Source organism: Dyadobacter sandarakinus, assembly GCF_016894445.1.
In the GTDB taxonomy this organism is placed as follows: Bacteria; Bacteroidota; Bacteroidia; order Cytophagales; family Spirosomataceae; genus Dyadobacter; species Dyadobacter sandarakinus.
The window spans coordinates 3,204,120-3,228,310 of record NZ_CP056775.1 but is presented as its reverse complement, the minus strand read 5'-3'; the positions used below and the strand labels follow the sequence as shown (position 1 = coordinate 3,228,310).

At 49.5% G+C, this 24,191-nt stretch carries 26 protein-coding genes; 13 read left to right on the top strand and 13 right to left on the bottom strand.

What is annotated here, in order from left to right; genetic code table 11:
• The first annotated feature begins 12 nt into the window (after positions 1–12).
• Positions 13–366 (top strand): ArsC family reductase, encoded by a 354-nt coding sequence (locus HWI92_RS13050; RefSeq protein WP_204655738.1) that lies wholly within the window; start codon positions 13–15, stop codon positions 364–366.
• Here the strand turns inward: HWI92_RS13050 and HWI92_RS13045 are convergent.
• Positions 363–1,598: a THUMP-like domain-containing protein gene (locus HWI92_RS13045; protein ID WP_204655736.1), complete on the bottom strand. Its 1,236-nt coding sequence runs from the start codon at positions 1,596–1,598 to the stop codon at positions 363–365. The genes HWI92_RS13050 and HWI92_RS13045 overlap by 4 nt on opposite strands.
• Positions 1,599–1,849: 251 nt before the next feature.
• Between HWI92_RS13045 and acs the strand changes: the two genes are divergently transcribed.
• Positions 1,850–3,739, top strand: coding sequence for an acetate--CoA ligase (acs, locus tag HWI92_RS13040; protein WP_204655734.1), 1,890 nt, complete (start codon positions 1,850–1,852; stop codon positions 3,737–3,739).
• 60 nt (positions 3,740–3,799) lie between these two features.
• Here acs and HWI92_RS13035 read toward each other — a convergent pair whose 3' ends face one another.
• From HWI92_RS13035 to HWI92_RS13005, 7 genes are read right to left on the bottom strand one after another with little or no spacing between them, the layout of a single operon-like run.
• On the bottom strand, positions 3,800–3,955 hold the full coding sequence (locus tag HWI92_RS13035) for a FeoB-associated Cys-rich membrane protein (RefSeq protein ID WP_204655732.1): 156 nt from the start codon (positions 3,953–3,955) through the stop codon (positions 3,800–3,802).
• A 14-nt stretch (positions 3,956–3,969) separates the two neighbouring features.
• Entirely contained in the window at positions 3,970–4,509 is a 540-nt protein-coding gene (locus tag HWI92_RS13030) for a YfiT family bacillithiol transferase (RefSeq protein WP_204655730.1), read from the bottom strand.
• Positions 4,510–4,534: 25 nt separating this feature from the next.
• Entirely contained in the window at positions 4,535–5,326 is a 792-nt protein-coding gene (locus tag HWI92_RS13025) for an inositol monophosphatase family protein (RefSeq protein ID WP_204655728.1), read from the bottom strand.
• Positions 5,326–6,513: a lipoprotein N-acyltransferase Lnb domain-containing protein gene (locus HWI92_RS13020; RefSeq protein WP_229247914.1), complete on the bottom strand. Its 1,188-nt coding sequence runs from the start codon at positions 6,511–6,513 to the stop codon at positions 5,326–5,328. The genes HWI92_RS13025 and HWI92_RS13020 overlap by 1 nt, the downstream gene beginning before the upstream one ends.
• The gene (rsmI, locus tag HWI92_RS13015) at positions 6,503–7,204 is read right to left on the bottom strand and encodes a 16S rRNA (cytidine(1402)-2'-O)-methyltransferase (protein WP_204655726.1); all 702 of its coding nucleotides are present in this window, start codon (positions 7,202–7,204) and stop codon (positions 6,503–6,505) included. Before rsmI ends, HWI92_RS13020 begins: the two co-directional genes overlap by 11 nt.
• Positions 7,205–7,225: 21 nt before the next feature.
• Positions 7,226–7,468, bottom strand: coding sequence for a 4a-hydroxytetrahydrobiopterin dehydratase (locus HWI92_RS13010; RefSeq protein ID WP_204655725.1), 243 nt, complete (start codon positions 7,466–7,468; stop codon positions 7,226–7,228).
• A gap of 21 nt (positions 7,469–7,489) precedes the next feature.
• Positions 7,490–7,918 carry a hypothetical protein gene (locus tag HWI92_RS13005; RefSeq protein ID WP_204655723.1) on the bottom strand — a complete coding sequence of 143 codons (429 nt, stop codon included), beginning with the start codon at positions 7,916–7,918 and terminating at the stop codon, positions 7,490–7,492.
• A 234-nt stretch (positions 7,919–8,152) separates the two neighbouring features.
• Here HWI92_RS13005 and HWI92_RS13000 point away from each other — a divergent pair, with 234 nt between their 5' ends.
• Positions 8,153–8,581, top strand: a complete 429-nt coding sequence (locus HWI92_RS13000; protein ID WP_204655721.1) for an OsmC family protein — start codon at positions 8,153–8,155, stop codon at positions 8,579–8,581.
• A 31-nt stretch (positions 8,582–8,612) separates the two neighbouring features.
• Entirely contained in the window at positions 8,613–9,434 is an 822-nt protein-coding gene (locus tag HWI92_RS12995) for a thymidylate synthase (RefSeq protein ID WP_204655719.1), read from the top strand.
• Here HWI92_RS12995 and HWI92_RS12990 read toward each other — a convergent pair whose 3' ends face one another.
• Positions 9,435–10,343 (bottom strand): DUF2911 domain-containing protein, encoded by a 909-nt coding sequence (locus HWI92_RS12990; protein ID WP_204655717.1) that lies wholly within the window; start codon positions 10,341–10,343, stop codon positions 9,435–9,437.
• 70 nt (positions 10,344–10,413) lie between these two features.
• On the opposite strand from HWI92_RS12990, the gene HWI92_RS12985 reads away from it, so the two are divergent.
• Complete coding sequence (locus HWI92_RS12985; protein WP_204655715.1) at positions 10,414–10,950, top strand: NUDIX hydrolase; 537 nt, start codon at positions 10,414–10,416, stop codon at positions 10,948–10,950.
• Here the strand turns inward: HWI92_RS12985 and HWI92_RS12980 are convergent.
• From HWI92_RS12980 to HWI92_RS12965, 4 genes are all read right to left on the bottom strand, one after another.
• The gene (locus tag HWI92_RS12980; RefSeq protein ID WP_204655713.1) at positions 10,940–12,601 is read right to left on the bottom strand and encodes a S8 family peptidase; all 1,662 of its coding nucleotides are present in this window, start codon (positions 12,599–12,601) and stop codon (positions 10,940–10,942) included. The two genes, HWI92_RS12985 and HWI92_RS12980, sit on opposite strands and share 11 nt — an antisense overlap.
• A 16-nt stretch (positions 12,602–12,617) precedes the next feature.
• Complete coding sequence (locus tag HWI92_RS12975; protein WP_204655711.1) at positions 12,618–13,853, bottom strand: 3-phosphoshikimate 1-carboxyvinyltransferase; 1,236 nt, start codon at positions 13,851–13,853, stop codon at positions 12,618–12,620.
• 45 nt (positions 13,854–13,898) lie between these two features.
• Positions 13,899–14,513 carry a hypothetical protein gene (locus tag HWI92_RS12970; RefSeq protein WP_204655709.1) on the bottom strand — a complete coding sequence of 205 codons (615 nt, stop codon included), beginning with the start codon at positions 14,511–14,513 and terminating at the stop codon, positions 13,899–13,901.
• Positions 14,514–14,598: 85 nt separating this feature from the next.
• Positions 14,599–15,222, bottom strand: a complete 624-nt coding sequence (locus HWI92_RS12965; protein WP_204655707.1) for a DUF502 domain-containing protein — start codon at positions 15,220–15,222, stop codon at positions 14,599–14,601.
• A gap of 162 nt (positions 15,223–15,384) precedes the next feature.
• Here HWI92_RS12965 and HWI92_RS12960 point away from each other — a divergent pair, with 162 nt between their 5' ends.
• From HWI92_RS12960 to HWI92_RS12925, 8 genes are all read left to right on the top strand, one after another.
• Positions 15,385–16,464: an Ldh family oxidoreductase gene (locus HWI92_RS12960; RefSeq protein ID WP_204655705.1), complete on the top strand. Its 1,080-nt coding sequence runs from the start codon at positions 15,385–15,387 to the stop codon at positions 16,462–16,464.
• Between the two features lie 52 nt (positions 16,465–16,516).
• Entirely contained in the window at positions 16,517–17,554 is a 1,038-nt protein-coding gene (mltG, locus tag HWI92_RS12955) for an endolytic transglycosylase MltG (protein WP_204655703.1), read from the top strand.
• Positions 17,555–17,586: 32 nt separating this feature from the next.
• On the top strand, positions 17,587–18,003 hold the full coding sequence (locus HWI92_RS12950) for an acyl-CoA thioesterase (RefSeq protein WP_204655701.1): 417 nt from the start codon (positions 17,587–17,589) through the stop codon (positions 18,001–18,003).
• Between the two features lie 9 nt (positions 18,004–18,012).
• Entirely contained in the window at positions 18,013–18,927 is a 915-nt protein-coding gene (locus tag HWI92_RS12945) for a YihY/virulence factor BrkB family protein (RefSeq protein WP_204655699.1), read from the top strand.
• Between the two features lie 121 nt (positions 18,928–19,048).
• The gene (locus tag HWI92_RS12940; RefSeq protein ID WP_204655698.1) at positions 19,049–20,041 is read left to right on the top strand and encodes a glycosyltransferase; all 993 of its coding nucleotides are present in this window, start codon (positions 19,049–19,051) and stop codon (positions 20,039–20,041) included.
• Positions 20,042–20,072: 31 nt separating this feature from the next.
• Entirely contained in the window at positions 20,073–20,699 is a 627-nt protein-coding gene (locus tag HWI92_RS12935) for an L-threonylcarbamoyladenylate synthase (RefSeq protein ID WP_204655697.1), read from the top strand.
• Positions 20,700–20,835: 136 nt separating this feature from the next.
• Positions 20,836–21,468 (top strand): WbqC family protein, encoded by a 633-nt coding sequence (locus HWI92_RS12930; RefSeq protein ID WP_204655696.1) that lies wholly within the window; start codon positions 20,836–20,838, stop codon positions 21,466–21,468.
• Positions 21,469–21,528: 60 nt separating this feature from the next.
• Complete coding sequence (locus HWI92_RS12925) at positions 21,529–24,072, top strand: ATP-dependent Clp protease ATP-binding subunit (protein WP_204655695.1); 2,544 nt, start codon at positions 21,529–21,531, stop codon at positions 24,070–24,072.
• The last annotated feature ends 119 nt before the right edge of the window (positions 24,073–24,191 follow it).

Sequence of the window (24,191 nt, the reverse complement as noted above, 5' to 3'; positions counted from 1 at the left end):
TCAAACCACCCTATGTTGACAGTTTACGGGATACCTAATTGTAATACAGTACAAAAAGTACGGGCCTGGCTTGATCTCCATAAGATCAGCTACGAGTTTCACGATTATAAAAAGAAAGGGATTACGGAGGAAAAACTGAATGAATGGTTCCGGGTATTTCCCTGGGACAAGCTCGTGAATAAGGCGGGTACTACCTGGAAAGCACTTACAGATGAGCAAAAGCAATCCATCACGGATGAAAAATCGGCAGCAAAGCTCATGATCGCAAATACGTCCGTCATCAAGCGTCCGGTTGTGGAGGATGCCTCGGGTAAGGCCGTGACGCTGGGCTTTTCAGAAAAAGAGTACCAAGACAAGTTTCTCTAAAAACCTGCTTTTCTGGTTACAATTACCACTTTGGACTGGTCGGAAAGGGTAGTGGCAAACAGGTAAAACGCTCCGCCCTCTTTCAGTTTCCACTTCTTGCGCAGGTCTTCTGTCTTTGCGGGGAAGTTGCGGGTAGTCAGGTTGGCTTTATCCCCGCCCATTATCCGTGCAATTTCCTTCATATCGGGCTTGCATACAGCCACTACTTCGAAGATTCTCCCCGGGAAACCGGATTGCAGCTGCTCCGAAGTATACAAGTGACTGTTTAAGGCCAGCTTTTTTACATCGAAAGTTGCCGCTACCGTCCTGAATGCTCCCGATTTGAGTACAGCGGCGTGCGGCTCGTACAAATACTGCTGAGGACCGGAGAAAGAAACCGCTGTTTCCCGCTCTGCCTGGCGGTCAAAACAAACTTCGTGCATGACCGCTCCCTCAGCATTAATCACCCTGGCCCGGATCGTTAATTCGCTCGCAGGAGCATCTTCTTCCAGAACAAAAAGCAGTTCCTTGCATTCCTGCTCATAGCCAATCACATGTACTTCTGTGACAAACCGGAGGTCGGCCACTGCCTGATCAATATCGAGTAAGGGGGAAGTTTTAACTAAAATTTTGGGTGCAAAACGGAACAGTGAGGGTACTGCCACAGTCATGTCCGGCTCACAGTCGCGCAGGAGTACGACCTTGTTTTTGTTGGCATCGCGCCGGGCCGGGTCCGCGAAGATCCAGTCCGAAGAAGGAAGGCTGCCGTGGCCCATGGCCTGCATTGCGTCGGTTGCATGCACCTGAATGTGAGTAGCACCAAGTACTCCGAAGTTAAAGGCAGCTGTACGGGCAACCTGCTCCTGCTGCTCAAAGTAGTGGACAGTCCGCAATTTTTGTCCCATATAAAAGCAGTCGATCCCCATGCCGCCTGTGAGGTCCGTCAGTACGTTCCCCGAAACCAGGGATGCCTTGTACCGGGCTGTGGCTTCCGAGGAGCATTGCTCCACAGACAACGGGGGCGGAAACACCAGTTCGGGCCGGGCAGTCCACTCCGGAAGCTTGCGTACTGCTTTTTGCCTGGACAGGATTTGGGCGGCAAGCTTCCGGACATCGAGCCCCTTGAACTGTGCTGCCCGGAGAACAAGCTGGCCGGGATCGTCGCGCAGGTGAGCCTGGATAAAAGCGACCTCTTCTTGCGTCAGGTCGGGGCCCTGCTGATGTATTTCGTGACCTTGCTGATCCTTTTCCAACTTTCTGCAAACTGTTTCTACACCCGAAAGTACTTCTTTTTGGCAGGGAGAGGCAAATGCCGGAGCATTAAAAAAGGAACAGAAACTTTAATGCGGTAATCTGCCCGGAAGGCCCGCCAGTTTGTCCTGATTATCAGTTTGGTCACGTTCTGGTGCCTGCAAATCCATTTTAGGGGGAGTAGGACTAACCAAATGAAAATTATAAATTGTCTTCCAATATCCTGTTTTCCTAAGTTAACCTTTAATCAATCATGAGAATCAGAACCTTTGAAGAGTATCAGACTGCCTACAAGCAAAGTGTAGACGATCCCGAAGGTTACTGGGCGGAAGTAGCCCAACAATTTCAATGGAAAAAACCGTGGAAGAGGGTCCTGAGCTGGGACTTCAATGAAGGCCGTACCAAATGGTTTGAAGGCGGTGTACTGAATGTCACTGAAAATGCCCTTGACCGTCATCTGGAAGTAAGGGGTGATCAGGCAGCCATCATCTGGGAACCCAATGATCCCGAAGACAGCTCAGTTACGATCACATACCGCGTCTTACACGAACGTGTTTGTCGTTTTGCCAATGTTCTTAAAAAATATGGGGTAAAAAAAGGCGACCGGGTCTGCATTTACCTGCCGATGGTGCCTGAGCTTACCGTAGCTGTGCTGGCCTGTGCGCGGATCGGTGCCATTCACTCCGTGGTATTCGGCGGTTTTTCAGCCAAGTCCATTGCCGACCGCATTAATGATGCAGCCTGCACGCTGGTGATCACGTCCGACGGGGCTTACCGCGGCTCAAAGGTAATTCCGATGAAGGATACTGTGGATGCAGCCCTGGTAACCTGCGATACCGTGCAGAAAGTGATTGTGATGACACGCACCCGTACGCCGGTTTCCATGCTCAAAGGCAGGGATCTCTGGTGGGAAGAGGAGGTAAAACACGTGGATTCCATTTGTCCGGCCGAGCCGATGGATGCGGAGGACGAGCTTTTCATCCTGTACACATCCGGATCCACGGGTAAGCCCAAAGGTGTGGTGCATACCTGCGGCGGGTACATGGTGTATGCCACCTATACCTTTACCAATGTATTTCAGTATGAGCCGGGCGAGGTGTATTTCTGTACTGCGGATATCGGCTGGATCACGGGTCACAGCTACATTGTATACGGACCCTTGTGCAGTGGGGCTACCTGTGTGATTTTCGAGGGCGTGCCTACTTACCCGGATGCGAGCCGCTTCTGGCAGATTGTAGAAAAACACAAGGTAAATATTCTTTATACAGCGCCTACCGCTATCCGTTCACTGATGAGTTTCGGGCTGGATTATGTTAAAAACCATGATCTTTCCTCACTTACCAAGCTGGGATCAGTAGGAGAGCCGATTAATGAAGAAGCCTGGCAGTGGTTTAAACATCATATCGGAGCAGACCATTGTCCGCTCGCCGATACCTGGTGGCAGACTGAAACAGGAGGAATCATGATCGCGCCGCTGGCGGGTATCACGCCGGAGAAAGCCACTTTTGCAACACTCCCGCTACCCGGCGTACAACTGGCATTGATGGATGAAAACGGGCAGGAACTGGAAGGAAATGGCGTAAGTGGCAACCTTTGCGTGAAGTTCCCATGGCCGGGCATTGTCCGCACTACTTACGGCGACCACGAGCGCTGCAAGCAAACCTATTTTTCTGCCTACCCGGGTAAATACTTTACAGGCGACGGCTGCTTGCGGGACGAGAGCGGTTACTACCGCATTACCGGCCGTGTGGACGACGTACTGAACGTGTCCGGTCACCGCATCGGTACGGCGGAAGTTGAGAATGCCATCAACATGCACCTTGGCGTGGTGGAATCTGCGGTGGTGGGTTATGCACACGATATTAAGGGGCAGGGAATTTACGCCTACGTGATCGCCGAGCATGAGCCCGATGATGCTGAAATGTTCAGGAAAGACATTGCTGCCACGGTTTCCCGGATTATTGGCCCCATTGCCAAGCCGGACAAGGTACAGTTTGTTACCGGGTTGCCGAAAACACGCTCAGGCAAAATCATGCGGCGGATTTTACGAAAAATTTCAGAGGGAGACACCGGCAATCTTGGTGATACCTCCACATTGCTCGACCCGAATGTGATTGAAGAAATCAGGAAAGGGGCATTGTAGCAAAAAGAAAAAGGAGGCCAAACGGCCTCCTTTTTTCATTTATCTCTATACATCAAAACATCAGACTTTCATAACCGGCGCCTTGTCCGAAGCACAACCACAACCTTTTGCACAACCTCCGGAATTACGCCGGTCAAATGCTTTCCAGGTTCGCCAGGAGATATAACCAGCAGCAGCCAGAAATAAAATCAGCACGATAATTGCTTGAAAGTCCATATAAGGTTAACATATTATCCTATCCAATTGTTCCTTCCGGCTAATTGAAATGCATGCTGGTAGTGGTGTTCACTATGCCAGGCATAATTGGCAATCACCTCATCAAGCCTGAAAGTACGGCCCGACTGCGGGTGAACGTAAGTACGGGCAAGCTCCTCCGGTCCGAATGAATTAAGCAGCAAAACCCAGCGAAGATGCACGTACCGCATCAGCTGCAGCGATAGCTCTACCTGCGCGGCTTTGGCATCGGGCAGCTCGGCCCACAGTTGCTCTTCATAAGGTTTAATCACCGGATTGTCCTCTGTCAGTGCAAGCCTGAAGCGGGTATATGCATTGATATGGCTATCGGCCACGTGATGGATCAGTTGCCTGATTGTCCAGCCATCCGGCCGGTACGGCGTATTGTACTGCTCATCGTTCCAGCCTCCGAGCAGATTGATAAAGCGCGATGGCAGTGCGCTGATGATCTGAATGTTGCTTTTTACTTCTGCAATCGAGTAGCTGTCCTGTCTGACAAACCTGCCGATAGGATACTTCAGTTGTTCTATGTCCATGGTGATTTTTAAATTTTCCGGGCTTTCAGAAATTTTCCCGCAGTACCTCCATCAGTTCCTGGTGCGCGCCGGCACCGGCCACGATGTCACCTCCGAACAGGTAGTTGTCGCCTCCTTTGAAGTCGGTTACCTTGCCGCCGGCCTCACGGATCATCAGTGTGCCGGCAGCCATATCCCAGGAGTTGAGATTGTATTCGTAAAAACCATCAAACCTTCCCGCCGCTACGTACGCCAGGTCCACGGCTGCTGCGCCCATCCGCCGGATACCGTGGGTTCGCTGCATGAGCAGTTCGAGGATATACATGTAACGTTTCTGCTTTTCGAATTTGTAGTAGGGAAAACCGGTAGCGATGAGGCTGTCGCTCAGCTGGGGCACTTTGGACACCTGCATGCGCTTTCCATTGCACCAGGCTCCGCCGCCCTGCCAGGCATAGAACATCTCATCGAGGCTGGGCTCGTGAATGACACCCGCCAGCAGCTCCTTACCCCTGGCTAATCCCACGCTTACGCAGTATACCGGGATGCCATGGATAAAGTTTGTAGTACCGTCAAGCGGGTCGATGATCCAGTTGAGGGCAGTGGGGTCGGGCGTCATGCCGGTGGTGCCCTCCTCGGTGATGAAGCTGGCTTCGGGCAGTAACTCGCTCAGCATGGCCACCAGCATCTTCTCGGCTTCCTTGTCCACGTACGAAACCAGGTTATTCAGGTCCTTGTACTCGATTTTATCCCGGGAAAATCCGGCTGCTTCCTGCTGGATAAAAGTGGAAGCCTTCCTTACAATTTCAATCGTTTGCTGGGTCAGGAGTTCTAAATCCATTATGCGGGCTCCGTTTGCGGGATTTTGGAAAGTGAATTATTGATATAATACAGCCGGATGATCAATGACAGCAGGATCGGGATCACCACACCATTGTGTTTATCAACATTAGCTGTCGCACAAAGTAAAAGAAATCCATAGAATATCAATAAGAACTGAAACCAGGCGGGCTTTTTTCGAGGCGAAATAAAGAATATGAGCGGCATCCAGAACGGGAATGCCCAGAGCAGGTCGTAGTTCCATTTGGTATCGCCATGCTCGGTAGCAAACCAGAGCAATGCCAGGATCCAGCCAGCTATGCCTGCCGCGCCGTACAGGACTTTGTCGTAGATAAAGCTGATCCTCTTTGCGGAAATCTGCCAGTAGGTAAATGCCAGCGTCACTGCCGCCAGGAGCCAGAATACGACCATAGGTGTGAAAATACCCTTATATACAATCGGTTCTGCTTCAAAATAATGGTTGGTAGCGGCTACGAGCGGGATCGTCCCGGAAGGCGTTTTCAGCTTTGCATCCGCAAATGCGATTGCCAGATTGTCGGGCAGGAAAGTAGCCTGAACAGGCGTGGCAATCTGGTCGGCCGGCGTACCCAGTGCCAGGTCCATTCCAAAATCCGCCCAGGGATTCTGTTTATAGGCATACCGGTCTATCCACTGCCGGAAACTCAGCTTTTCATGGGTATATCCCTGATAGGAGAGGCTGTCGCCGCAAGCTTCTTTCAGGGCAACACCGAGGCGGCTGGCGCAGTTGTCATAGAAGAACTTGTAGGGATAAATGCGGTTCTGCGGCAGGTAGTTGGTTTCAAGGTAGGTATAAAGCTTCTGTTTCTGGGCCTGACTGAGGTTGAGTACCTGCTCGCTGATAGACCGGTTCTCGGCCTTGTAGTATTCCAGCTGCGGACCGAGCGGCGACACTGAAATGCTGTATGGCAGGTAGCCCCGCATGAAGTTGATGTAAAAGTTACCCTGGTCAAAGCTGAAAGTCCCGTAGCTGTATGCATTGTCAAGCCGCAGTACCGGATCGTAAATCCAGAGTACACTATGACCGAAACCCGAGTAAAGCTCGTTACCGGGCCCGAAGGTCACCAGGCTCACTTTGGCCTCGCGGCTGAGCGTGGCAAAAGATTGTGCATGGGCAGCCTGAGCCACAAGCAGCATCACGAAAAGCGCCAGGACTTTGCTAATCCTCATATTTTTCCACCTTCTTTTTTTCCTCCTCCTTGCCGGCGAGGACAATGACAATTTCTCCTTTTATCGTCTTTTCAGAAAAATACCGGCCAACTTCCTGCACGGTACCTCTGACGGTTTCTTCATAAATCTTGGTCAGCTCCCGGGAAACACTCACCTGCCGCTCAGCCCCGAAAAACTCCTCGAATTGCAGCAAAGTTTTCAGCAGCCGATGCGGCGATTCGTAGAAAATCATGGTCCTTTCTTCATCGGCCAGGTTCTGCAGCCGGGTCTGCCTGCCTTTTTTATGCGGTAAAAAACCTTCGAAAACAAAGCGGTCGGAGGGAAGGCCTGAATTGACCAGCGCCGGAACAAAAGCTGTGGGGCCGGGCAGGCATTCTACTTCCACACCCTGCCTGATGCATTCACGCACCAGCAGAAAGCCCGGGTCCGAAACCGAGGGAGTACCGGCATCGGAGACGAGGGCCATTTTTTCTCCTTTCAGGATCCGGTCAACCAGCCGCACGACGGTCTGGTGTTCGTTGTGAATATGATAGCTCTGCATGGGCCGGGAAATGCCCAGGTGCTTCATGAGCGATCCCGAGGTGCGCGTGTCTTCGGCCAGCACCACGTCCACGCTTTTCAGCACATTGATGGCGCGCAGGGTAATATCTTCGAGGTTCCCGATGGGAGTTGGTACGAGGTAAAGTTTCATTCAGGTATATGGACGGGCAAACTACTTTCTTTTTTCAAAGATTTCGTTAACGATCCGGGCGAGTTCCCGGTCTTTGTCGGTGACGATATTGCCCGCGTCGTGGGTATGGAGTTCAAAACTGACCTTGTTGTAGGTGTTGGTCCAGGTAGGATGATGGTCGAGCTCATCCACTGCAAAAGCCACGTCGGTCATAAAGGCAAACGCTTCCTTGAAATCCCTGAACTCGAATGTATTTTTCAGCTTGTTATCTTCTTCCTTCCACATGGCTGATGAATGATTTGCGGATTACTTCTTGGTGACCCGGTACTCGATAATTCTGTCCGGACCATTGTTTTTGACGCAATGGATCGTTTCAATCACATACAGATTTTTACCTTTAAATACCCCCGTACCCTTCATCGAGATTACGCCGCAATCATCTTCGCCAATGCCGCGGTCGTAGGTAAACTCCATGCCATTCATACGGATCTGCTTGATGTGGTTAAAGGGTTTGAGCTCTTCAAGCTTCATTTCATGTTCAGAAATCCAGTCGAGTTTCAGGGATACCTGCAGAGAGTCGGTGCTGGATTTATCAAAAACCTTAAAGCCTTCGTACTCACCCGTGAGGCCCTTTTCTGAATCAATTTCCCCGGAAGCAGGCTCTTCGTCGCCCGCGGACTGGCATTGGGAAAACAGAAAAAAACAAAACAGGAACGGAAGATATATCTTCAACATATAATTTGGCTTGTTCTATTTGACAAAACGAATATACAAAGGTTACGCTGGTTTTTTAAATTATTCTGTTTGGTGCGAAGTAGGTCGTAAAGACTATATTTGAACTTTGATCGGCCCGCATGCATTATAAAAAGCATGACGGGTAAATGCCTGCAAATGCAAAACTTTTGCGCGTTTTTCCTGCCAGTATCTGGTCATTTTAACTAACCTTCCTGCGGTTCAGGATATTAGAATATGAAAGTTGAACTTGTCCGCGTTGATGACGCCTTCCACTTTGAAGGCAGCGGGTCATCTGAAATCAAAGTACATACCGATGGGTCTCCTGAAATCGGGGGTAGCAACCAGGGGGTAAGACCCATGGAATTATTGCTGATGGGCCTGGCAAGCTGCAGTGCGATCGATGTTGTTTTAATTTTGAAAAAACAACGCCAGGAAATTACGGATTTCCGGATCGTTGCCGACGGGGATCGTGAGCAGGAAGCCGATACGCAGCGCAAGCCTTTCCGTAAGATCCACCTGACTTTCAAGCTTACCGGAAACCAGCTCGACGAAAACAAGGTCAATCGGGCAATCGCACTTTCGATGGAAAAATATTGCTCTGCGACAGCCCAGCTGGAAGCGCTTGCAGCCATAACTTATGATGTTGAAATAGCTGCTGCCTGAGGCAGCTACATATTTTCCAATTACTTCCGATATGCAGCAGTACCACGATTTGCTACGTCACATTCTCGACAATGGCGTCCGTAAAACAGACCGCACAGGTACGGGCACGCTCAGCGTGTTCGGGTACCAGATGCGTTTTGACCTGAGCAAGGGCTTTCCACTGGTTACCACCAAGAAAGTACACACCAAATCGATCATTTATGAGCTGCTGTGGTTTCTGCAGGGGGATACCAATATCAAGTACCTGAAAGATCACGGCGTGTCGATCTGGGATGAATGGGCGGATGAGCAGGGTAACCTTGGGCCGGTTTACGGCAAGCAATGGAGATCGTGGGAGGGAGCAAACGGGAAGTCGGTGGACCAGCTTCAGGAAGTATTGAAGCTGCTGAAAAATACACCCGATTCCCGGCGGATACTCGTTTCGGCCTGGAATCCGGCTGAGCTTCCGGATATGAAGCTGCAACCCTGCCATGCGCTGTTCCAATTTTACGTAGCACCTCCTGATACGGAGAAAGGTGAGACAAAAGGCAGGCTTTCATGCCAGCTTTACCAGCGTAGTGCGGATGTGTTCCTGGGTGTGCCTTTCAATATTGCGAGCTATGCATTGCTAACCCTCATGATCGCGCAGGAATGCGGGCTTGAGGCGGGAGATTTTGTGTGGACAGGCGGAGATACGCACATTTACCTCAACCATTTGGAACAGGTGGAGCTGCAACTCAGCCGCGAGCCGCGCCCATTGCCCACCATGCACCTGAATCCGGACGTGAAAAATGTACTTGACTTCCGGTATGAAGATTTTGAGCTGCGGGACTACCATCCGTGGCCGGGTATCAAGGCACCGGTAGCTGTATAGTTACCGGTTGTTTTTCTTCTTTTTAGTTTTTGCTGCAACCGCTTTTCCCGCAGGGATTTTTGCCTGCATGTCTGCAATGCCCTTCTCGATCTGTCCTTTGTAAAAACCAAAAGCCTGATCATTGGCTGCCGGCCCAAGCGTAAGTGCCTTTTGTGCCACGGGCAATGCTTCCGCTGTCTTTCCCAGCTTGTTCAGGATTTGCGCTTTGAGCCACAGGTTCATATAAGTTTCCTTCAAACCGATGGCTTTGTCGGCCATACCGAGCGCTATCTGCAGATCTTTGCCTTTACTCAGCAGAAATCCGGCTGCACTTTGCAATACCGCAACATCCTCAGGGTTTTCTGCAACTGCTTTATTCAGGGCAGTCATCGTCAGCAAGCCGGTTTCCACAGCGAGCGGTACGGTCACATTCACCGACGACCATGCCAGGTTCAATGCAGCGGTGCTATCGGTTATGGGATCAATGGAAATGGTGAAGGCCTCGTGAAAATCGGATGAGGAAGGTACCGCCATGATGCGCGCCACGTCATTATCAGCTGAGTACGTATCTGCGCCGGTCTGGTAGTTTTTGTTTAAAATAACAGTCCAGGCTGCGCCGGAAGGAATGCTGTACAGGGCGTACTTGCCTGCGGGCACTTTACGGTCGCCGAACATGAATGGGGTGGAAGCCTCGAAGGTAGTCGGCATGTTGGCTCCGGTACGCCACAGCTGGTTGTAGGGCGCCAGCGCAGCACTGTCTGCAAACACTTTTCTTCCTTTTAAAAACGGCCTGGAATAATGCACTGTGAAATCCGTAATTCCGATGGTCTGGGACACAGTGGCAGAGGGACTTGCTGCCGGGATGCGCTGGGCAGAGACGGTGGTAAGCAGGTATACGGACAGGATTATGGCGAGGATATACTTCTTCATGTGATGGCTGTTATGCAGCTGAAATGTTAAACTTGCGGTGAAAATAGAATGAAAAAGTCAATTCGCTACTATGGAAAGAGACAGTTTGATCAGGTTGCTGGAAGCATACCAGCCCGAACCCGGGCAAGAGGCCGGTATGTACCTGCGTACACTCGCATTTGTGAAAGCTGAACCCGACTGTTTTGAACGCACATTGCTGAAAGGTCACGTAACAGCGTCGGGGTGGGTACTTTCACCTGATAAAAACTCGGTACTATTGCTGCACCACCGTAAACTCGACAAATGGTTCCAGCCCGGCGGGCATTGTGACGGCGACCCCGATGTAGTGCGTGTTGCGCGGAAGGAAGTGGAAGAGGAAACAGGACTTACCAGTCTGCAATTTTTACAGGAAGGTGTTTTTGATGTTGATATTCATACCATACCGGCAGGCAAGGACACCGGGGAACATGAGCATTTCGATGTCCGGTTTGCATTCCTTGCTTCCGAAAGCCAGCAGGTGGTTATCAATAATGAGTCGCGGGATGTGCGCTGGATACCACTGGAAGAGGTACCGCAGTACAACCATTCAGAGTCTATCCTCAGAATGGTAAGGAAGGTTACTGTTTGAAAAAGCGAAAAGTTTTTTCCTGGTTTTCAACCATCACATGCAGCAGGTAAATGCCGGAGGGAAGATCTGCTATTGCAATCATCTCTTTTGTCTGCAGGCGCCGGGCCGCCGACCAGTACTTTGCCCCGCTCACGGAAAAAAGGCTGAATGAAGCCTGCTTTCCTGCTAATGCAGCGGGTACTGCAATGCTGATCTCTTTTTGGGTAGGATTGGGCGACAGTGCCATTTGCCCGATGATTTCGGGTTCGGTACCCAGCGGTGTAAACTGCTCTTCAATAATGGTCTCTGCCCTGACAACGTCGGGAACGCCGTATCCAAGGAAATTATCGGGCCTGTCGGCCTGGTGGCCGGAATGTTTCAATGCATAAATCAGCTGCTGGGCTGTGAGTTCAGGGTGCGCCTGCCATAAGATTGCAGCCAGGCCGGCCACCAGGGGAGAAGCAAAAGAGGTCCCGTTCCCGCTGGACACATTGCCGGAGATACCTCCTATAATGGCACCTACCCCTACTGCCGCGACGTCCGGTTTTTGCTGGCCGGCTGCATTAGGACCTACGGAGCTCAGCGAAGCATAGCTTCTGTCGTAGGTACTGGCACCTACCGTAAGTACCGAGTCCACATCGGCAGGAGCGGTAATGTACCGCCAGGAGTTCCCGCCTTCATTTCCGGCTGCTGTTACCACCACCATACCCGTGCGCGAAGCATACCGTGCTGCCCGGCTGATGATCGTGGTTTTGCCATCCATATCCGCATAAGTATGATTGTACGCGGCATTGTTAAACGGTCCTTCAAAAGTATTATAGCCCAGTGAAGAGTTGATCACATCGGCTCCCAGGCTATCGGCTCGCTCTGCGGCAAGCAGCCAGGTAATTTCCTCATAGGGGGCTTCAATGTCGTCGTTTTCGGTGCGGTAGAGGGCGTAGCTTGCTTTGAAAGCACCGCCTACCATGCGGCCCGGATCATAGGCAGCCATGGTGGAAAGCACATTGAGTCCATGCGAACCATCGTTATATACATCGCCGTCCCTGGCTACAAAGTCATGCGTATCAGCAATGCGGTTTTCATCCCTTAATGCTTTCAGGTACCCTACTGTATTTCCATTCACAAAGCCATTATCCAGCACAGCGATGATCATACCCTGTCCCTCAAACCCCCTTTGATGCAGCACAGGCACCTGCATTAAGGCAAGCTGCGCCCGGGCATTTCCGTAATCAATATCTTCCGTAGTACCGAACTTGTGGGTGACCGCTGCGGACCGCAACACTCCTTCCGAAGGCATGGTCAGATTGGCAACGGGGAGGTTCAGCTCGGTTCCTTTGTAAAAGGACAGCTCTTTAATTGCCTTTAACTGACTATCCGAAGCTTCCACAAGCGTACCGTTGAACCAGCGGGAGGTATAAATGACCATTGCCCCTGTTTTTCGTACGGCATCCACATAGGCGGGATTCACCGGCAGATCGGCTGTTGTCAGCGCAATACCCTGGCGGTTCCGCCGCGAAATTGCGCGTTGCGAAAGGTACTCAGCCGGTTTTTCAATGGAGTAGGGAGAATTCTTTTTGTCTTTAAATAAAATCAGGTACCGTGGATTGCTCTGCGCGCGGCAGTTTGTATAAACACTGAACACAAAGAGGGTCAGGAGCAAAATCCGGTTCATAGCAGCTTGTTTAGGGTTATACTTCCTCCCACTGGGTAACTTTTGCAAGATCATCCCAGTAGCCCGGATACGATTTCACAACGACGCCTGGCTCTTCAATGATAAGCGGGCTCACCATTGCCGCAGGCGCAAATGCCATTGCCATGCGGTGGTCATCATAGGTATGGATGGAAGTGGTAGCAGGCCAGGCTTCGCCGGCTACCGGGCTTACTTCATACAAATGGTTTGTCTCAACTTCAATCAGTTCCGCTCCAAGTTTGTGCAGCTCCTGCTGCAATGCAAGAACCCGGTCCGTTTCTTTGATTTTCAGACTTTCGATGCCGGTCAATGTCAGTTTGATCTTTTTCACAGCCGCACATACGGCCACTGTTTGTGCCAGGTCGGGGCAGGCACTGAAATCCCAGGCTACTGCCGCTGCATGAGGAATCTTGGATAGTTTGACTCCTTTTTCGGTAAATACACTTTTTACACCCAAAAGCTCCATAATCTGGACAATCGCACTGTCGCCTTGGAGAGAATTTTCTTTCAACCCCAGCAGCTCTACTTCGGCACTTTTGGCCAGCGCTACGATGCTGTACCAGTAGCTCGCACCCGACCAGTCCGACTCGATGGCGTAGGGTTTGGGATGGTATTTAAATGGGGGTATGTGTAAAATATTGTGCGTCCAGTCAGCATGGTATTCGATTCCGAAATGCGCCATCTGGTTCAATGTCATTTCTATATAGGGCCGCGAGCCGACTTCTCCTTCCAGCGTGATCTTCAGACCATCGGGGAGCTGCGGAGCGATCAGCAGAAGCGCCGAGATATACTGGCTGCTCACATCGCCGCGCATGGTCAGTTCGTTAACGCCCGAGTAGGTAAACCCATTGATCTGCAAAGGAGGATAGCCGGGTACTTTTTCGTAAGTAATGTCTGCACCCAATGTCCGTAATGCGTCCACCAGTATCCCGATCGGCCGCTCGCACATTCGCGGCGTGCCTGTCATGCGTTTTTGCTGATTGGTCACAGCGAAGTAGGCTGTGAGAAAACGCATGGTAGTGCCCGCATCAATTACATCCGCTACCGGACCGTCATCATTGAGCAGGCGGAGCATGGTTTGGGAGTCACGTGCTTCCGAAATATTGGAAAGCTCACAGGCAAATCCGGTAAGTGCATTGATGATCAGTGCACGGTTGCATTCACTTTTGGAAGCTGCAAGCCTGATTTCGGCACGTATGGGTTGCTGGGGGGAATGTACGAGAATGGAGTTCACTATAAAATCGGATTATACAGCAGTGAACACTGCCGGCGTTTTATGTCAGTAGGTTTCGAGTACCTTAAGTTTGTTTTTCCCGTTGATTTTCAGGGAAGAAAATGTCAGTTTATAGCAGATAATGCCCGCTGCAATCAGTGCTCCGCCCACGATCAGCGATGAGCCGTCTGTGGTGAACCGCTTATTATCAACACCTTTATTAAAAAAGTCGGCACCCATGTAAATCAGTCCGGCCAGGGGCAGGAGCGGCGCAGCCTGGGAGATAAAGGGGATGTTGCGGGAGACTTTCATCAGCCTTACATCTTTCAGCAGGATTTCCTGGTAATCCACCCTGCCGACCGCTTCATTGACAATCCCGATGGTAAACGAGGAGTCCGAAACAGCGGCTATGGTTTCATTGAACCGGATGGTTTCATTGCGCATCCTGAACTTGATATTGTCTCCCGGAAAAAAGCGGTACCGGTGAAAGCCGCCCAGGAAAGGGGAGGCGTCGAGGACAAGGTACTTCTGGCCAGGCGACGAAATGGCCCTGCTGCTGTTGCCCTGTTTGAGGAAAAGTGCTTCGCTGGACATCACTTTGGTGGAGTCGTAGCGGTCCTGCGACCAGGCGGGGAGATTCCCAAGCAGAAAAAGGGCGACAATAACAGAAAGTTGTCTCATAAGCCGGTAAGAATGGTCAAAGATAGGGAATCCATTCTTTTAAACGGCTAAAATGCCCGCTTTGTTGCTGCCGGATACAATCAACTTAAAGGCTTTCAGGGGCTTCTTCTTTGGGTACTTTCATGGATATTCCACCCGAAACAAGCATTTTCATCACGTCGGTGGCGGATGCATCCAGTACGGTAACCTGATCACCCGGCACAATGAAGAGCTCACCGGAAAGCGAATACGAAAGCGGCATGTACACGGCTACATGATCGCTGATTTTCAGGTGACTGAGATCTGTTTGTGTGATAAAACCAATTTTTTTAATGCCCGTATCACGGTACATGGTTACCAGCACGGGCTGGTTGAATTTTTTATTGTCTCCTACGAAAGCAAGTATGAGGTCTTTGATGGAGTAATAAATGATACTGACCAGCGGTACTTTCCGGAGCAGTCGCTCGGCGAAGGAAAAAAACGATTGGGGAACGATCGTGGAAAAGAAAAAGCCCAGCAGGATAATACCGACAAAGATCACGAGCACACCCAGTCCCGGCATGTACAGCGTGCGGTTTCCCGAAATCGGAATCTCGGTGTTAAGAATGTTGTCAAGGTATCCGACACCGCTCCAGATGATGATGATTGTGGCGTAAATAGGAGCAACCAGCACCAGTCCGCGAATGAAGTAGCTGACAATCCGCTTGGCAAAAGAATTTTTGATTTCCATGGGGATGATGGTGTCTGCAAAGAATAAACGGACCCGAATAAATCAGCCGATCGGCGTAGAATATTGGACAGTGCCAATCGAATTTGGATATTTGCAGCGCCACGCAGCGCCGCACGGACCTGTGTCTGGTAAAATTAGAAAGAAGTTATCTCATTAACGTATATGTACCAGGCGGGTTATTTAAAACATTTTACGGAGCAGGTTTTTCTGGCATTGGGCTGTTCCGAGGCTGATGCGCAGCTGGCTGCCCGGGTACTGATCAGTGCCGACCTGCGCGGGGTGGACTCCCACGGAATTGCGCGGCTTGCGGGGTATGTCAGGCTTTATGATCATGGCAGGCTCAATCCCAATCCTGATATCAGGGTGGTGTATGAAACGCCAAGTACAGCGGTGGTGGACGGGGACCGCGGGTTGGGCCTGGTAGTTGCTCCCAAAGCCATGCAGATCGCGATCGAAAAGGCGAAAGTGGCGGGCTCCGGATGGATTTCAGTACGGAACTCCAATCACTTTGGCATTGCGGGCTATCATGCCATGATGGCATTGGAGCATGATATGATCGGCTGGACGATGACCAATGCGGCTCCGCTCGTGACACCTACTTTTTCGTTGGATAAAATGCTGGGTACAAACCCGATTGCGGTTGCGGTACCTGCTGGAGAAGAGACTCCTTTCGTGGCCGACTTTGCTTCTACTGCGGTAGCTTACGGGAAATTTGAAATTCTGCAGCGGAAAGGATTGCCCGCGCCGCTGGGATGGGCGCAGGATGCGGATGGCAATCCCACCACAGACTCCAATGCAGTTAAAAGCGGGGGCGGTTTGTTGCCGCTGGGCTCGGATCGAGAGCATGGCAGTCACAAAGGTTATGGATTGGGCGCGATTGTCGATATATTTTCAGGTGTGTTGTCTGGTGCGAACTTCGGGCCTTGGGTGCCTCCTTTTGCAACGGCTGGATTCATGAGTGCGGGTGAAGGTGTGGGTCTGGGAACCGGACATTTTGTCGGTGCTATGCGTGTGGATGGGTTCAGGCCGGCAGATGAGTTCAAAAAAGATATGGACAAGTGGATCAGGGCATTCCAGAATGCACGTCCGGTCGATGGCCGGAAAGTACTGGTGCCCGGCGATCCCGAGCGGGAAATTGAAGCCGAGCGCCGTGTAAATGGGATTGCATTGCTGGAACCGGTAGTTTTGTCACTCGATGAGCTTGCCAAGCGGTTCAGCATACCTTTTGAGATTAATTTATAAAAAACATTAACCAGCCGACGGCCCATAGCCGGAAGCTGACAGCCAGCACAATATGTCTCGTAATTTCAAGATCGGGTTGTTTGTTACCATTGCAATCCTTTTTACCACATTCTCTTTCTATTTCTGGCAGATTTTCAAAACGCCTAACCTCATGGTCGACAAGCAGTCCAGCTTTGCACTGCTGATCCCGGAAGGAGCATCGTACGAATCTGTGATAGATACCCTTAATAAGCATGAGGTTATTAATGACCACATTTCTTTCCGCTTTCTGGCCAAGTTGCTGAAGTATCCTGAAAAGGTGAAGGCAGGCCGCTACCTGATCAAGCCCAACTCCAATAACTATACGATTGTAAGAAAACTGAGTGCGGGCAGCCAGGATGCGGTACGGCTTACATTCAACAACATCAGGCTGAAAGAGGACCTGATCAAAAGGATCGGTAACAGGTTTGCGTTCGGGGAAGATGGTTTCAGAAAAGCACTCGACAGCCCCAAGGTCTGTGAAAAGTACGGCCTGGATACACTGACGATCGTGTCCATGTTTTTACCAAATACCTATGATGTGTACTGGACTACCGGCACCGAGAAGTTTCTGGACAGAATGCATAGTGAGTACAAAAAGTATTGGACCGACGAGCGCCTGGCCAAAGCCAAAGAGATTGGTCTCACGCCGGTACAGGTGTCGATACTGGCATCGATTGTGGAAGAGGAGCAGGCCCGGAAAGTGGACGAGCGTGCCCGGGTAGCAGGATTGTACATCAACAGGCTGCGTGCTCAGATGCCTTTACAGGCTGACCCGACCATCAAGTTTGCATTGCAGAACTTTGGTATAAAAAGGATCTTAAATGATCAGCTGCGGATTATTTCTCCTTACAATACGTATGTCAATACAGGCCTTCCTCCCGGCCCGATCCGTGTGGCTGACTTTAATTCATTGAATGCGGTTCTTAATTATGAAAAGCATGACTATGTGTACATGTGCGCGAAGGCAGACTTGTCGGGCTACCATGCATTTGCTACCAATTACACCGATCACTTGAAAAATGCACGGATGTACCAGGCCGAGTTGAACCGTCTTCAGATCATGAACTAGGGTCTCCACGAACCTGTAAACCAAGGTACTGCATGTTTACCTATGAAGTAAAAGGAGTGCGCGTCCGGTATGCGGATACTGACCAGATGGGTTATGTATATTATGGAAATTACGCACGCTACTATGAAATCGGCAGGGTAGAGGCATTGCGGAGCCTCGACTTTCATTATAAAGCCATGGAGGATGAAGGCGTGATGATGCCGGTTTATGAAAACCACTCGCGCTACATCAGGCCTGCGCGCTATGATGACCTGCTGAGTATCCGCGTCAGCCTTCAGGAACTGCCCGGTGTGCGGGTTACCTTTCATTATGAGATCCGCAATCAGGATGATGTGCTGCTGAATACGGGTGAAACAAAGCTTGTATTTCAGAGGCGGGATAATGGCAGGCTGTGTGCGGCGCCCGGTCCATTGCTGGAAAAGCTAAGGCCTTATTTTGAAGGCAAATAGAAAAACGCCATGCGTGAAAGATTGCTCAGAATCCGGTTTGTCGGTCGCATTATTGTGTGGTTACAGCAAACCAGGCTCGGGAGAGGAACGGCTTCCCTGTACGACATTCTTCAGAACCTGATCCAGAGCAACCGCGATTACGATATCGACCAGCGTGCCTCTGCTGTGGCTTACAGCCTGACCCTCGCCCTTTTTCCGGGTATCATCTTTCTTTTTACACTGATCCCCTACATTCCGATCGAGCATCTGGACATGCAGATCATGGAAGTACTGCGCGAAAACATTCCCAAGGGTATTTACCAGGATGCCGACCAGACTATCCTGGATATCATCGGCAGGCCGAGAAGCGGCGTACTTTCATTGGGTTTCTTCTTTGCACTGCTCGCATCGACCAATGGCATGCTGTCGCTGATGCGCTCGTTTGATATGGTTTATGAGGATAAAGAGACGAGGGGTTTCCTGAAAACCCGGGGTATTGCAATTGTACTGACACTGCTGCTGATTGCCGTGCTTTTCCTCTCAGTCATTTTGCTGATCGTGGGTGATGCTGTGATGCACCTGATCGGAGAGTGGAATATCATCCAGGAAAACTGGGTAATTTTCCTGCTGAACATGACGCGCTACCTGATCAGTTTCGGTTCGCTGATGCTGGCAATTTCACTCGTGTATCGCTTTGCTCCTTCTCATGGAAGGCAGTACGGGTTTGTCAATGCAGGCTCAGTGATCGCGTCTGTGTTGATACTTCTTTCGACATACGGCTTTTCGTATTATCTCTCCCGTTTCAGCTCCTACAACAAGCTTTATGGGTCTATAGGTACGATGATCGCACTCATGATCTGGCTGTACCTGCTGGCCCTAGTGATCATCCTGGGGTTTGAAATCAATGCCAGTATTCGCGCTGCCTCAATGAGAAAAACAGCCTGAAAACTCTTGCCGGCCGGATAATAACTGTTTGGATCACTTCTGTTTATTGTTGGTAGTTTTGCCTTAATGGTGCTTTCAAACCGCACCATTAACGGACGGAGTCAGGACTTTGCTAAGCAAAATGAAACAGGATAAGCAGCCGCTGGTAAGCGTCATTGTGACGGCTTACAATCATGAACTATACATACAGGAAGCACTCATATCGGTTTTCCAGCAAACGTACCGCCAAATCGAGGTGATCGTTATTGATAATGGAAGTACCGATCATACGCTGGGTGTGCTGGAATGCCAGCAGGAAATTCTGCCCTACTTCAAACTGATCAGGAATAACAGTAATTACGGACTCTGCAAAGCATTCAACCAGGGGCTGGCACTGGCAGGAGGCAAGTATATTATTGATCTTTCCGGCGACGACACACTGATGCCGGAGCGCATTGCGCACCAGGTCGCATTGTTTGAATCCCTGCCCGACGACTATGCTGTGGTTTTTTCCAATGCAGCTTACATGGATGCGGAGGGAAGGGAGCTGCGCAAGCATTTTCCGGTGGGTAAAAACGGGTGTGCATTGCGCAGGGTACCGTCAGGGGACGTTTACAAAAATATCCTGCAAAGATATTTTATCTGCACGCCTACCATGATGATCCGCACGTCCGTTTTGCGGCAGCTGGGCGGGTATGATGAGTCACTTTGCTTTGAAGATTTTGATTTCTGGATACGCTCGGCCGTACGTTTCAAATATTTTTACCAGGATGAAATCCTGACCAGGAAAAGAATTCTGCCGAAGTCACTGGCTTCCCGCGTTTATCAGAAAGGCAGCGGCATGCTCGACTCTTATTATGCGGTCTGTAACAAAGCCTACGACCTTAACCGCGACCAGGAGGAGTTTGATTTGCTTGCAGCCCGCATCCGTACTTTCATCCGTAAATGTTTGTATGCACAGGAGTTTGAGCTGGCACTCCGTTTCAGGAAATTGCTCAACTTTATTGAGAATCCGGGACTGGCGACGGACCTCGTTGTGCTGCTTTGCAGGCTCCATTTGCCGGTTAATTTTGCCTACCGTTTTTATCTTAAAAATCTAAAAAAAGCATTCAGACAGGAAGGATTTAGCTTTTAGGATTGTTCTCCTGAAAAGATAAATTCTGATTATGGCTGCCGAATTTGTAAAGATATACCCGAAAAATCCTGACGAAAGGCGTATTCGTCAGGTAGTGGACTGCCTTCGTGACGGAGGACTTGTCATTTATCCTACCGATACTGTTTACGGGCTTGGGTGTGATATTTACAACACCCGGTCGGTGGAACGGATTGCGCGCATCAAGGGGATCAAGCCTCAAAAAAATGATTTCTCCTTTATCTGCTACGATCTCAGCCACATTGCAGATTTTGCAAAGGTGGGAAACATCGCATTTAAGACGATGAAAAAAGTGCTTCCGGGTCCTTACACCTTTATTCTGGAAGCCAACAGCAATGTTCCCAAACTGCTGAATACCAATAAAAAAACAGTTGGTATCAGGGTCCCCGGCAACATGATTCCCCGCCTGATCGTCAAAGAGCTGGGTAATCCCATTGTGACTACCTCCATCAAAGACGATGATGAAATTATCGAGTACTCTACAGATCCTGAGCTCATTTACGAGAAGTTTCAGCACCAGGTAGACATGGTTGTGGACGGCGGTTACGGAGGTAACATTCCATCTACCATTGTACAGGCTGATCAGGATACTTTTGAGGTCATACGGGAAGGATTGGGCGATGCCAGCATTTTCATGTAAGCGCTAAATTGTGCCCGTACAGGCATGTGCCGCATATTCTTTAACAGTGAAAATAATTATCAGAATTTTTTTGACATTGTGCCTGTGCTTCGCCATATTTGGTTAAAGCAGAGTTCATCAGTGGTCGCGATTATCCGTGGAGGTTAAAATAGAGTTACAGTATCTTCCTTGTCTAGAATATTTTGCCTGTATTCTTTCCTCCGACCGGATTTACATTGATGTTAACGAAAAGTATCAGAAGCAAACTTACCGGAACCGGTGCAGTGTACTCACTGCAAATAAAGTTGATACTTTAACAGTTCCGGTCAAAAGCTACGAAGCGGCCAGCCTTACCCGAGACATACAAATTGATTACAGCCAGGATTGGATGCGCCGGCATTTGGGGTGCTTCAAATCAGCATATGGGAAGTCGCCTTTTTACGAATATTATGCGCCTGAATTGCTGGATGTTTTTCAAAGAAAGTTGTCATTTCTGGTCGATCTGAATTATGAATTATTGACATTTTGTCTTAGATTGGTAGGAATAAAGAAAGATATTCAGTACAATTTGTCAGGTTACTCCGAAGAGGAAAAAGGCACTTTTAATGCTATATCTCTAATTAACAACCGCAAAGCGTCAAAATCTTCTGATTTTTATCAGCCGGAGCCATATTATCAGACTTTCGGGAATGATTTTGTGGGTAATTTAAGCATCGTTGATTTGTTGTTTAATATGGGTCCTGAGTCCCGCCTGATTTTGTCTAGATCCTGCAAATCGCTTTCGAGCTGAAATTGAACAAAGTAGATTCACTCAGCGTTTACAATACTATAACACTTTTATTGCTGCATAATGGAAGCAAAATTTTCGAATAGAGTGAAGGAAGTAATTTCAATGAGCCGTGAGGAAGCCCTTCGCCTCGGCCATGATTACATTGGAGCAGAGCACTTGTTATTGGGAATGATTCGTGAGGGCGATGGTGTTGCAATTGGGTTGTTGAAAAAGCTCGGGGTTTCGCTGGACGATGTGCGGCAAACAATTGAGCAGGCAACCAAGGGTGCAGCTACCAACAATGTAAAAAATCTGCAGAATATTCCTCTTACCAGGCAGTCTGAAAAAGTGCTGAAAATTACCTACCTGGAAGCCAAGATATTTAAAAGCAGCCTCATTGGTACAGAGCATTTGCTGCTGTCCATTCTTAGGGATGTTGACAATGTAGGAACGCAGATATTGCACAAGTTTAATGTTAACTACGAAGTCATTAAAGAGATGTTAGAATATCAATCATCCGGATCAAGACCTCATATGGGTCCTGAGACCGAAGACGGAGATGACGAAGCAAGAGGCGGAATGTTTGGAGGTGGCGGCAGTGGCTCTTCATCCGGAAAGGAATCAAAAGGAGCAGAGAAATCGCGTACACCGGTTTTAGATAATTTTGGCCGTGATCTTACCAAAATGGCCGAGATGGGCAAGCTTGACCCGATCGTAGGACGTGAAAAGGAAATTGAGCGTGTAGCGCAGATCCTGAGCCGTCGTAAGAAAAATAATCCGATCCTGATCGGTGAGCCTGGTGTTGGTAAGACAGCGATTGCAGAAGGTCTTGCTCTGCGCATTGTTCAGAAAAAGGTATCACGCGTACTTTTTGGAAAACGTGTGGTCACATTGGATCTGGCATCGCTGGTAGCAGGTACCAAGTACCGCGGCCAGTTTGAAGAGCGTATGAAAGCTGTAATGAACGAGCTTGAAAAGTCGCCCGATGTGATCCTTTTCATTGATGAGCTGCATACGATTGTAGGTGCTGGTGGCGCTTCCGGCTCCCTGGATGCTTCTAACATGTTCAAGCCTGCATTGTCACGCGGAGAGATTCAATGTATTGGTGCTACTACGCTGGATGAGTACCGTCAGTACATCGAGAAAGACGGTGCCCTGGCCCGCCGGTTCCAGATGGTCATGGTAGATGCAACTTCCATTGAGGAAACTGTTCAGATTCTTCAGAACATCAAAGACAAGTATGAAGATCACCACCATGTAAACTATACACCGGAATCCATCAGCACGGCTGTGAAACTTTCGGAACGGTATATTACCGACAGGTTTTTACCAGATAAAGCAATTGACGTACTGGATGAAGTAGGTGCACGGGTGCATATCAGCAACATTACGGTTCCTGAAGACATTCTTGTGCTTGAAGAGCAGATCGAGAATATCAAGCAGGAGAAAAACCGGGTTGTAAAAAGCCAGAAATACGAGGAAGCTGCACAGCTGAGAGATCGTGAGAAAAAGCTGATCGACCAGCTGGAACGTGCAAAACAAGCCTGGGAAGAAGAAACCAAGCAAAAACGCTACACGGTAACAGAGCAGAATGTTGCGGAAGTAGTAGCGATGATGACAGGCATTCCTGTTACCAACGTTTCCATGGACGAAGGCAAAAAGCTGCTGAACATGGGCGAAGAGTTGAAAAACAAGGTAATTGGCCAGGATCCTGCTATCGAGAAGCTGGTGAAAGCCATTCAGCGCACGCGTGTCGGTCTGAAAGATCCTAAAAAGCCAATTGGTTCATTTATTTTCCTTGGACCAACCGGGGTAGGTAAGACAGAGCTTGCAAAGGTACTGGCAACTTATCTATTTGATAAAGACGATTCGCTGGTTCGTATTGACATGAGTGAATACATGGAGAAATTCAGTGTATCACGTCTGGTAGGAGCGCCTCCGGGATATGTGGGTTACGAAGAAGGTGGTCAGCTGACAGAGAAAATCAGAAGAAAACCATACAGTGTAGTACTGCTCGACGAGATCGAGAAAGCGCACCCGGATGTATTCAATATCCTGTTGCAGGTATTGGATGATGGTATTTTGACTGACGGTCTCGGACGTCGCGTAGACTTCCGGAATACGATCATTATCATGACCTCCAACATTGGTGCCCGTGACTTGAAAGATTTTGGATCAGGTATTGGTTTTTCAACCCGCGCCAGATCTGAAAACCAGGACGAGATCATGAAAGGGACAATTCAGAGTGCACTGCGGAAGGCTTTCTCTCCTGAGTTCCTCAACCGTCTTGATGATGTGATTGTATTCAATTCGCTCCAACGTGAAGATCTGCACCGCATCATTGATATTTCACTTGGCAAACTGTTCAGCCGCGTGAAAGGATTGGGATATGAAATCGAGCTGACCGTTGCTGCTAAAGATTTCCTGTCAGGCAAAGGATATGATCCCCAGTATGGAGCCCGTCCTTTAAACAGGGCGATCCAGAAATACCTGGAAGATCCCGTCGCTGAGGAAATTTTGAAAGGTGACCTTCGCGAAGGCGATGTACTGGTTGCTGATCATGAAGAAAACAGCGAGCAGCTTGTAATTACTGTTCGGAAAAAAGAAGAGCAGCTGGCCGACTAGGTGAGCAGTTTCTCTGAATACATATTAAAGGCAGGTCATCATGACCTGCCTTTTTGTTTTCCAACTTACCGGTAATTCCTTATGAATTCCTTTATATTTAGCCCTCGAAAATTCTCATA

Coding starts and splice junctions, on each gene's coding strand:
- HWI92_RS12960 (WP_204655705.1), top strand. CDS start 15,385: ATGTACCAGGCGGGTTATTTAAAACATTTTACGGAGCAGGTTTTTCTG.
- mltG (WP_204655703.1), top strand. CDS start 16,517: ATGTCTCGTAATTTCAAGATCGGGTTGTTTGTTACCATTGCAATCCTT.
- HWI92_RS13020 (WP_229247914.1), bottom strand. CDS start 6,513: ATGAGGATTAGCAAAGTCCTGGCGCTTTTCGTGATGCTGCTTGTGGCT.
- HWI92_RS13035 (WP_204655732.1), bottom strand. CDS start 3,955: ATGGACTTTCAAGCAATTATCGTGCTGATTTTATTTCTGGCTGCTGCT.
- HWI92_RS12935 (WP_204655697.1), top strand. CDS start 20,073: ATGGCTGCCGAATTTGTAAAGATATACCCGAAAAATCCTGACGAAAGG.
- HWI92_RS13025 (WP_204655728.1), bottom strand. CDS start 5,326: ATGGATTTAGAACTCCTGACCCAGCAAACGATTGAAATTGTAAGGAAG.
- HWI92_RS13010 (WP_204655725.1), bottom strand. CDS start 7,468: ATGTGGAAGGAAGAAGATAACAAGCTGAAAAATACATTCGAGTTCAGG.
- HWI92_RS13050 (WP_204655738.1), top strand. CDS start 13: ATGTTGACAGTTTACGGGATACCTAATTGTAATACAGTACAAAAAGTA.
- HWI92_RS13030 (WP_204655730.1), bottom strand. CDS start 4,509: ATGGACATAGAACAACTGAAGTATCCTATCGGCAGGTTTGTCAGACAG.
- HWI92_RS12965 (WP_204655707.1), bottom strand. CDS start 15,222: ATGGAAATCAAAAATTCTTTTGCCAAGCGGATTGTCAGCTACTTCATT.
- HWI92_RS12950 (WP_204655701.1), top strand. CDS start 17,587: ATGTTTACCTATGAAGTAAAAGGAGTGCGCGTCCGGTATGCGGATACT.
- HWI92_RS12995 (WP_204655719.1), top strand. CDS start 8,613: ATGCAGCAGTACCACGATTTGCTACGTCACATTCTCGACAATGGCGTC.
- HWI92_RS13000 (WP_204655721.1), top strand. CDS start 8,153: ATGAAAGTTGAACTTGTCCGCGTTGATGACGCCTTCCACTTTGAAGGC.
- rsmI (WP_204655726.1), bottom strand. CDS start 7,204: ATGAAACTTTACCTCGTACCAACTCCCATCGGGAACCTCGAAGATATT.
- acs (WP_204655734.1), top strand. CDS start 1,850: ATGAGAATCAGAACCTTTGAAGAGTATCAGACTGCCTACAAGCAAAGT.
- HWI92_RS12925 (WP_204655695.1), top strand. CDS start 21,529: ATGGAAGCAAAATTTTCGAATAGAGTGAAGGAAGTAATTTCAATGAGC.
- HWI92_RS12940 (WP_204655698.1), top strand. CDS start 19,049: ATGAAACAGGATAAGCAGCCGCTGGTAAGCGTCATTGTGACGGCTTAC.
- HWI92_RS12945 (WP_204655699.1), top strand. CDS start 18,013: ATGCGTGAAAGATTGCTCAGAATCCGGTTTGTCGGTCGCATTATTGTG.
- HWI92_RS12985 (WP_204655715.1), top strand. CDS start 10,414: ATGGAAAGAGACAGTTTGATCAGGTTGCTGGAAGCATACCAGCCCGAA.
- HWI92_RS12990 (WP_204655717.1), bottom strand. CDS start 10,343: ATGAAGAAGTATATCCTCGCCATAATCCTGTCCGTATACCTGCTTACC.
- HWI92_RS12980 (WP_204655713.1), bottom strand. CDS start 12,601: ATGAACCGGATTTTGCTCCTGACCCTCTTTGTGTTCAGTGTTTATACA.
- HWI92_RS12970 (WP_204655709.1), bottom strand. CDS start 14,513: ATGAGACAACTTTCTGTTATTGTCGCCCTTTTTCTGCTTGGGAATCTC.
- HWI92_RS13005 (WP_204655723.1), bottom strand. CDS start 7,918: ATGTTGAAGATATATCTTCCGTTCCTGTTTTGTTTTTTTCTGTTTTCC.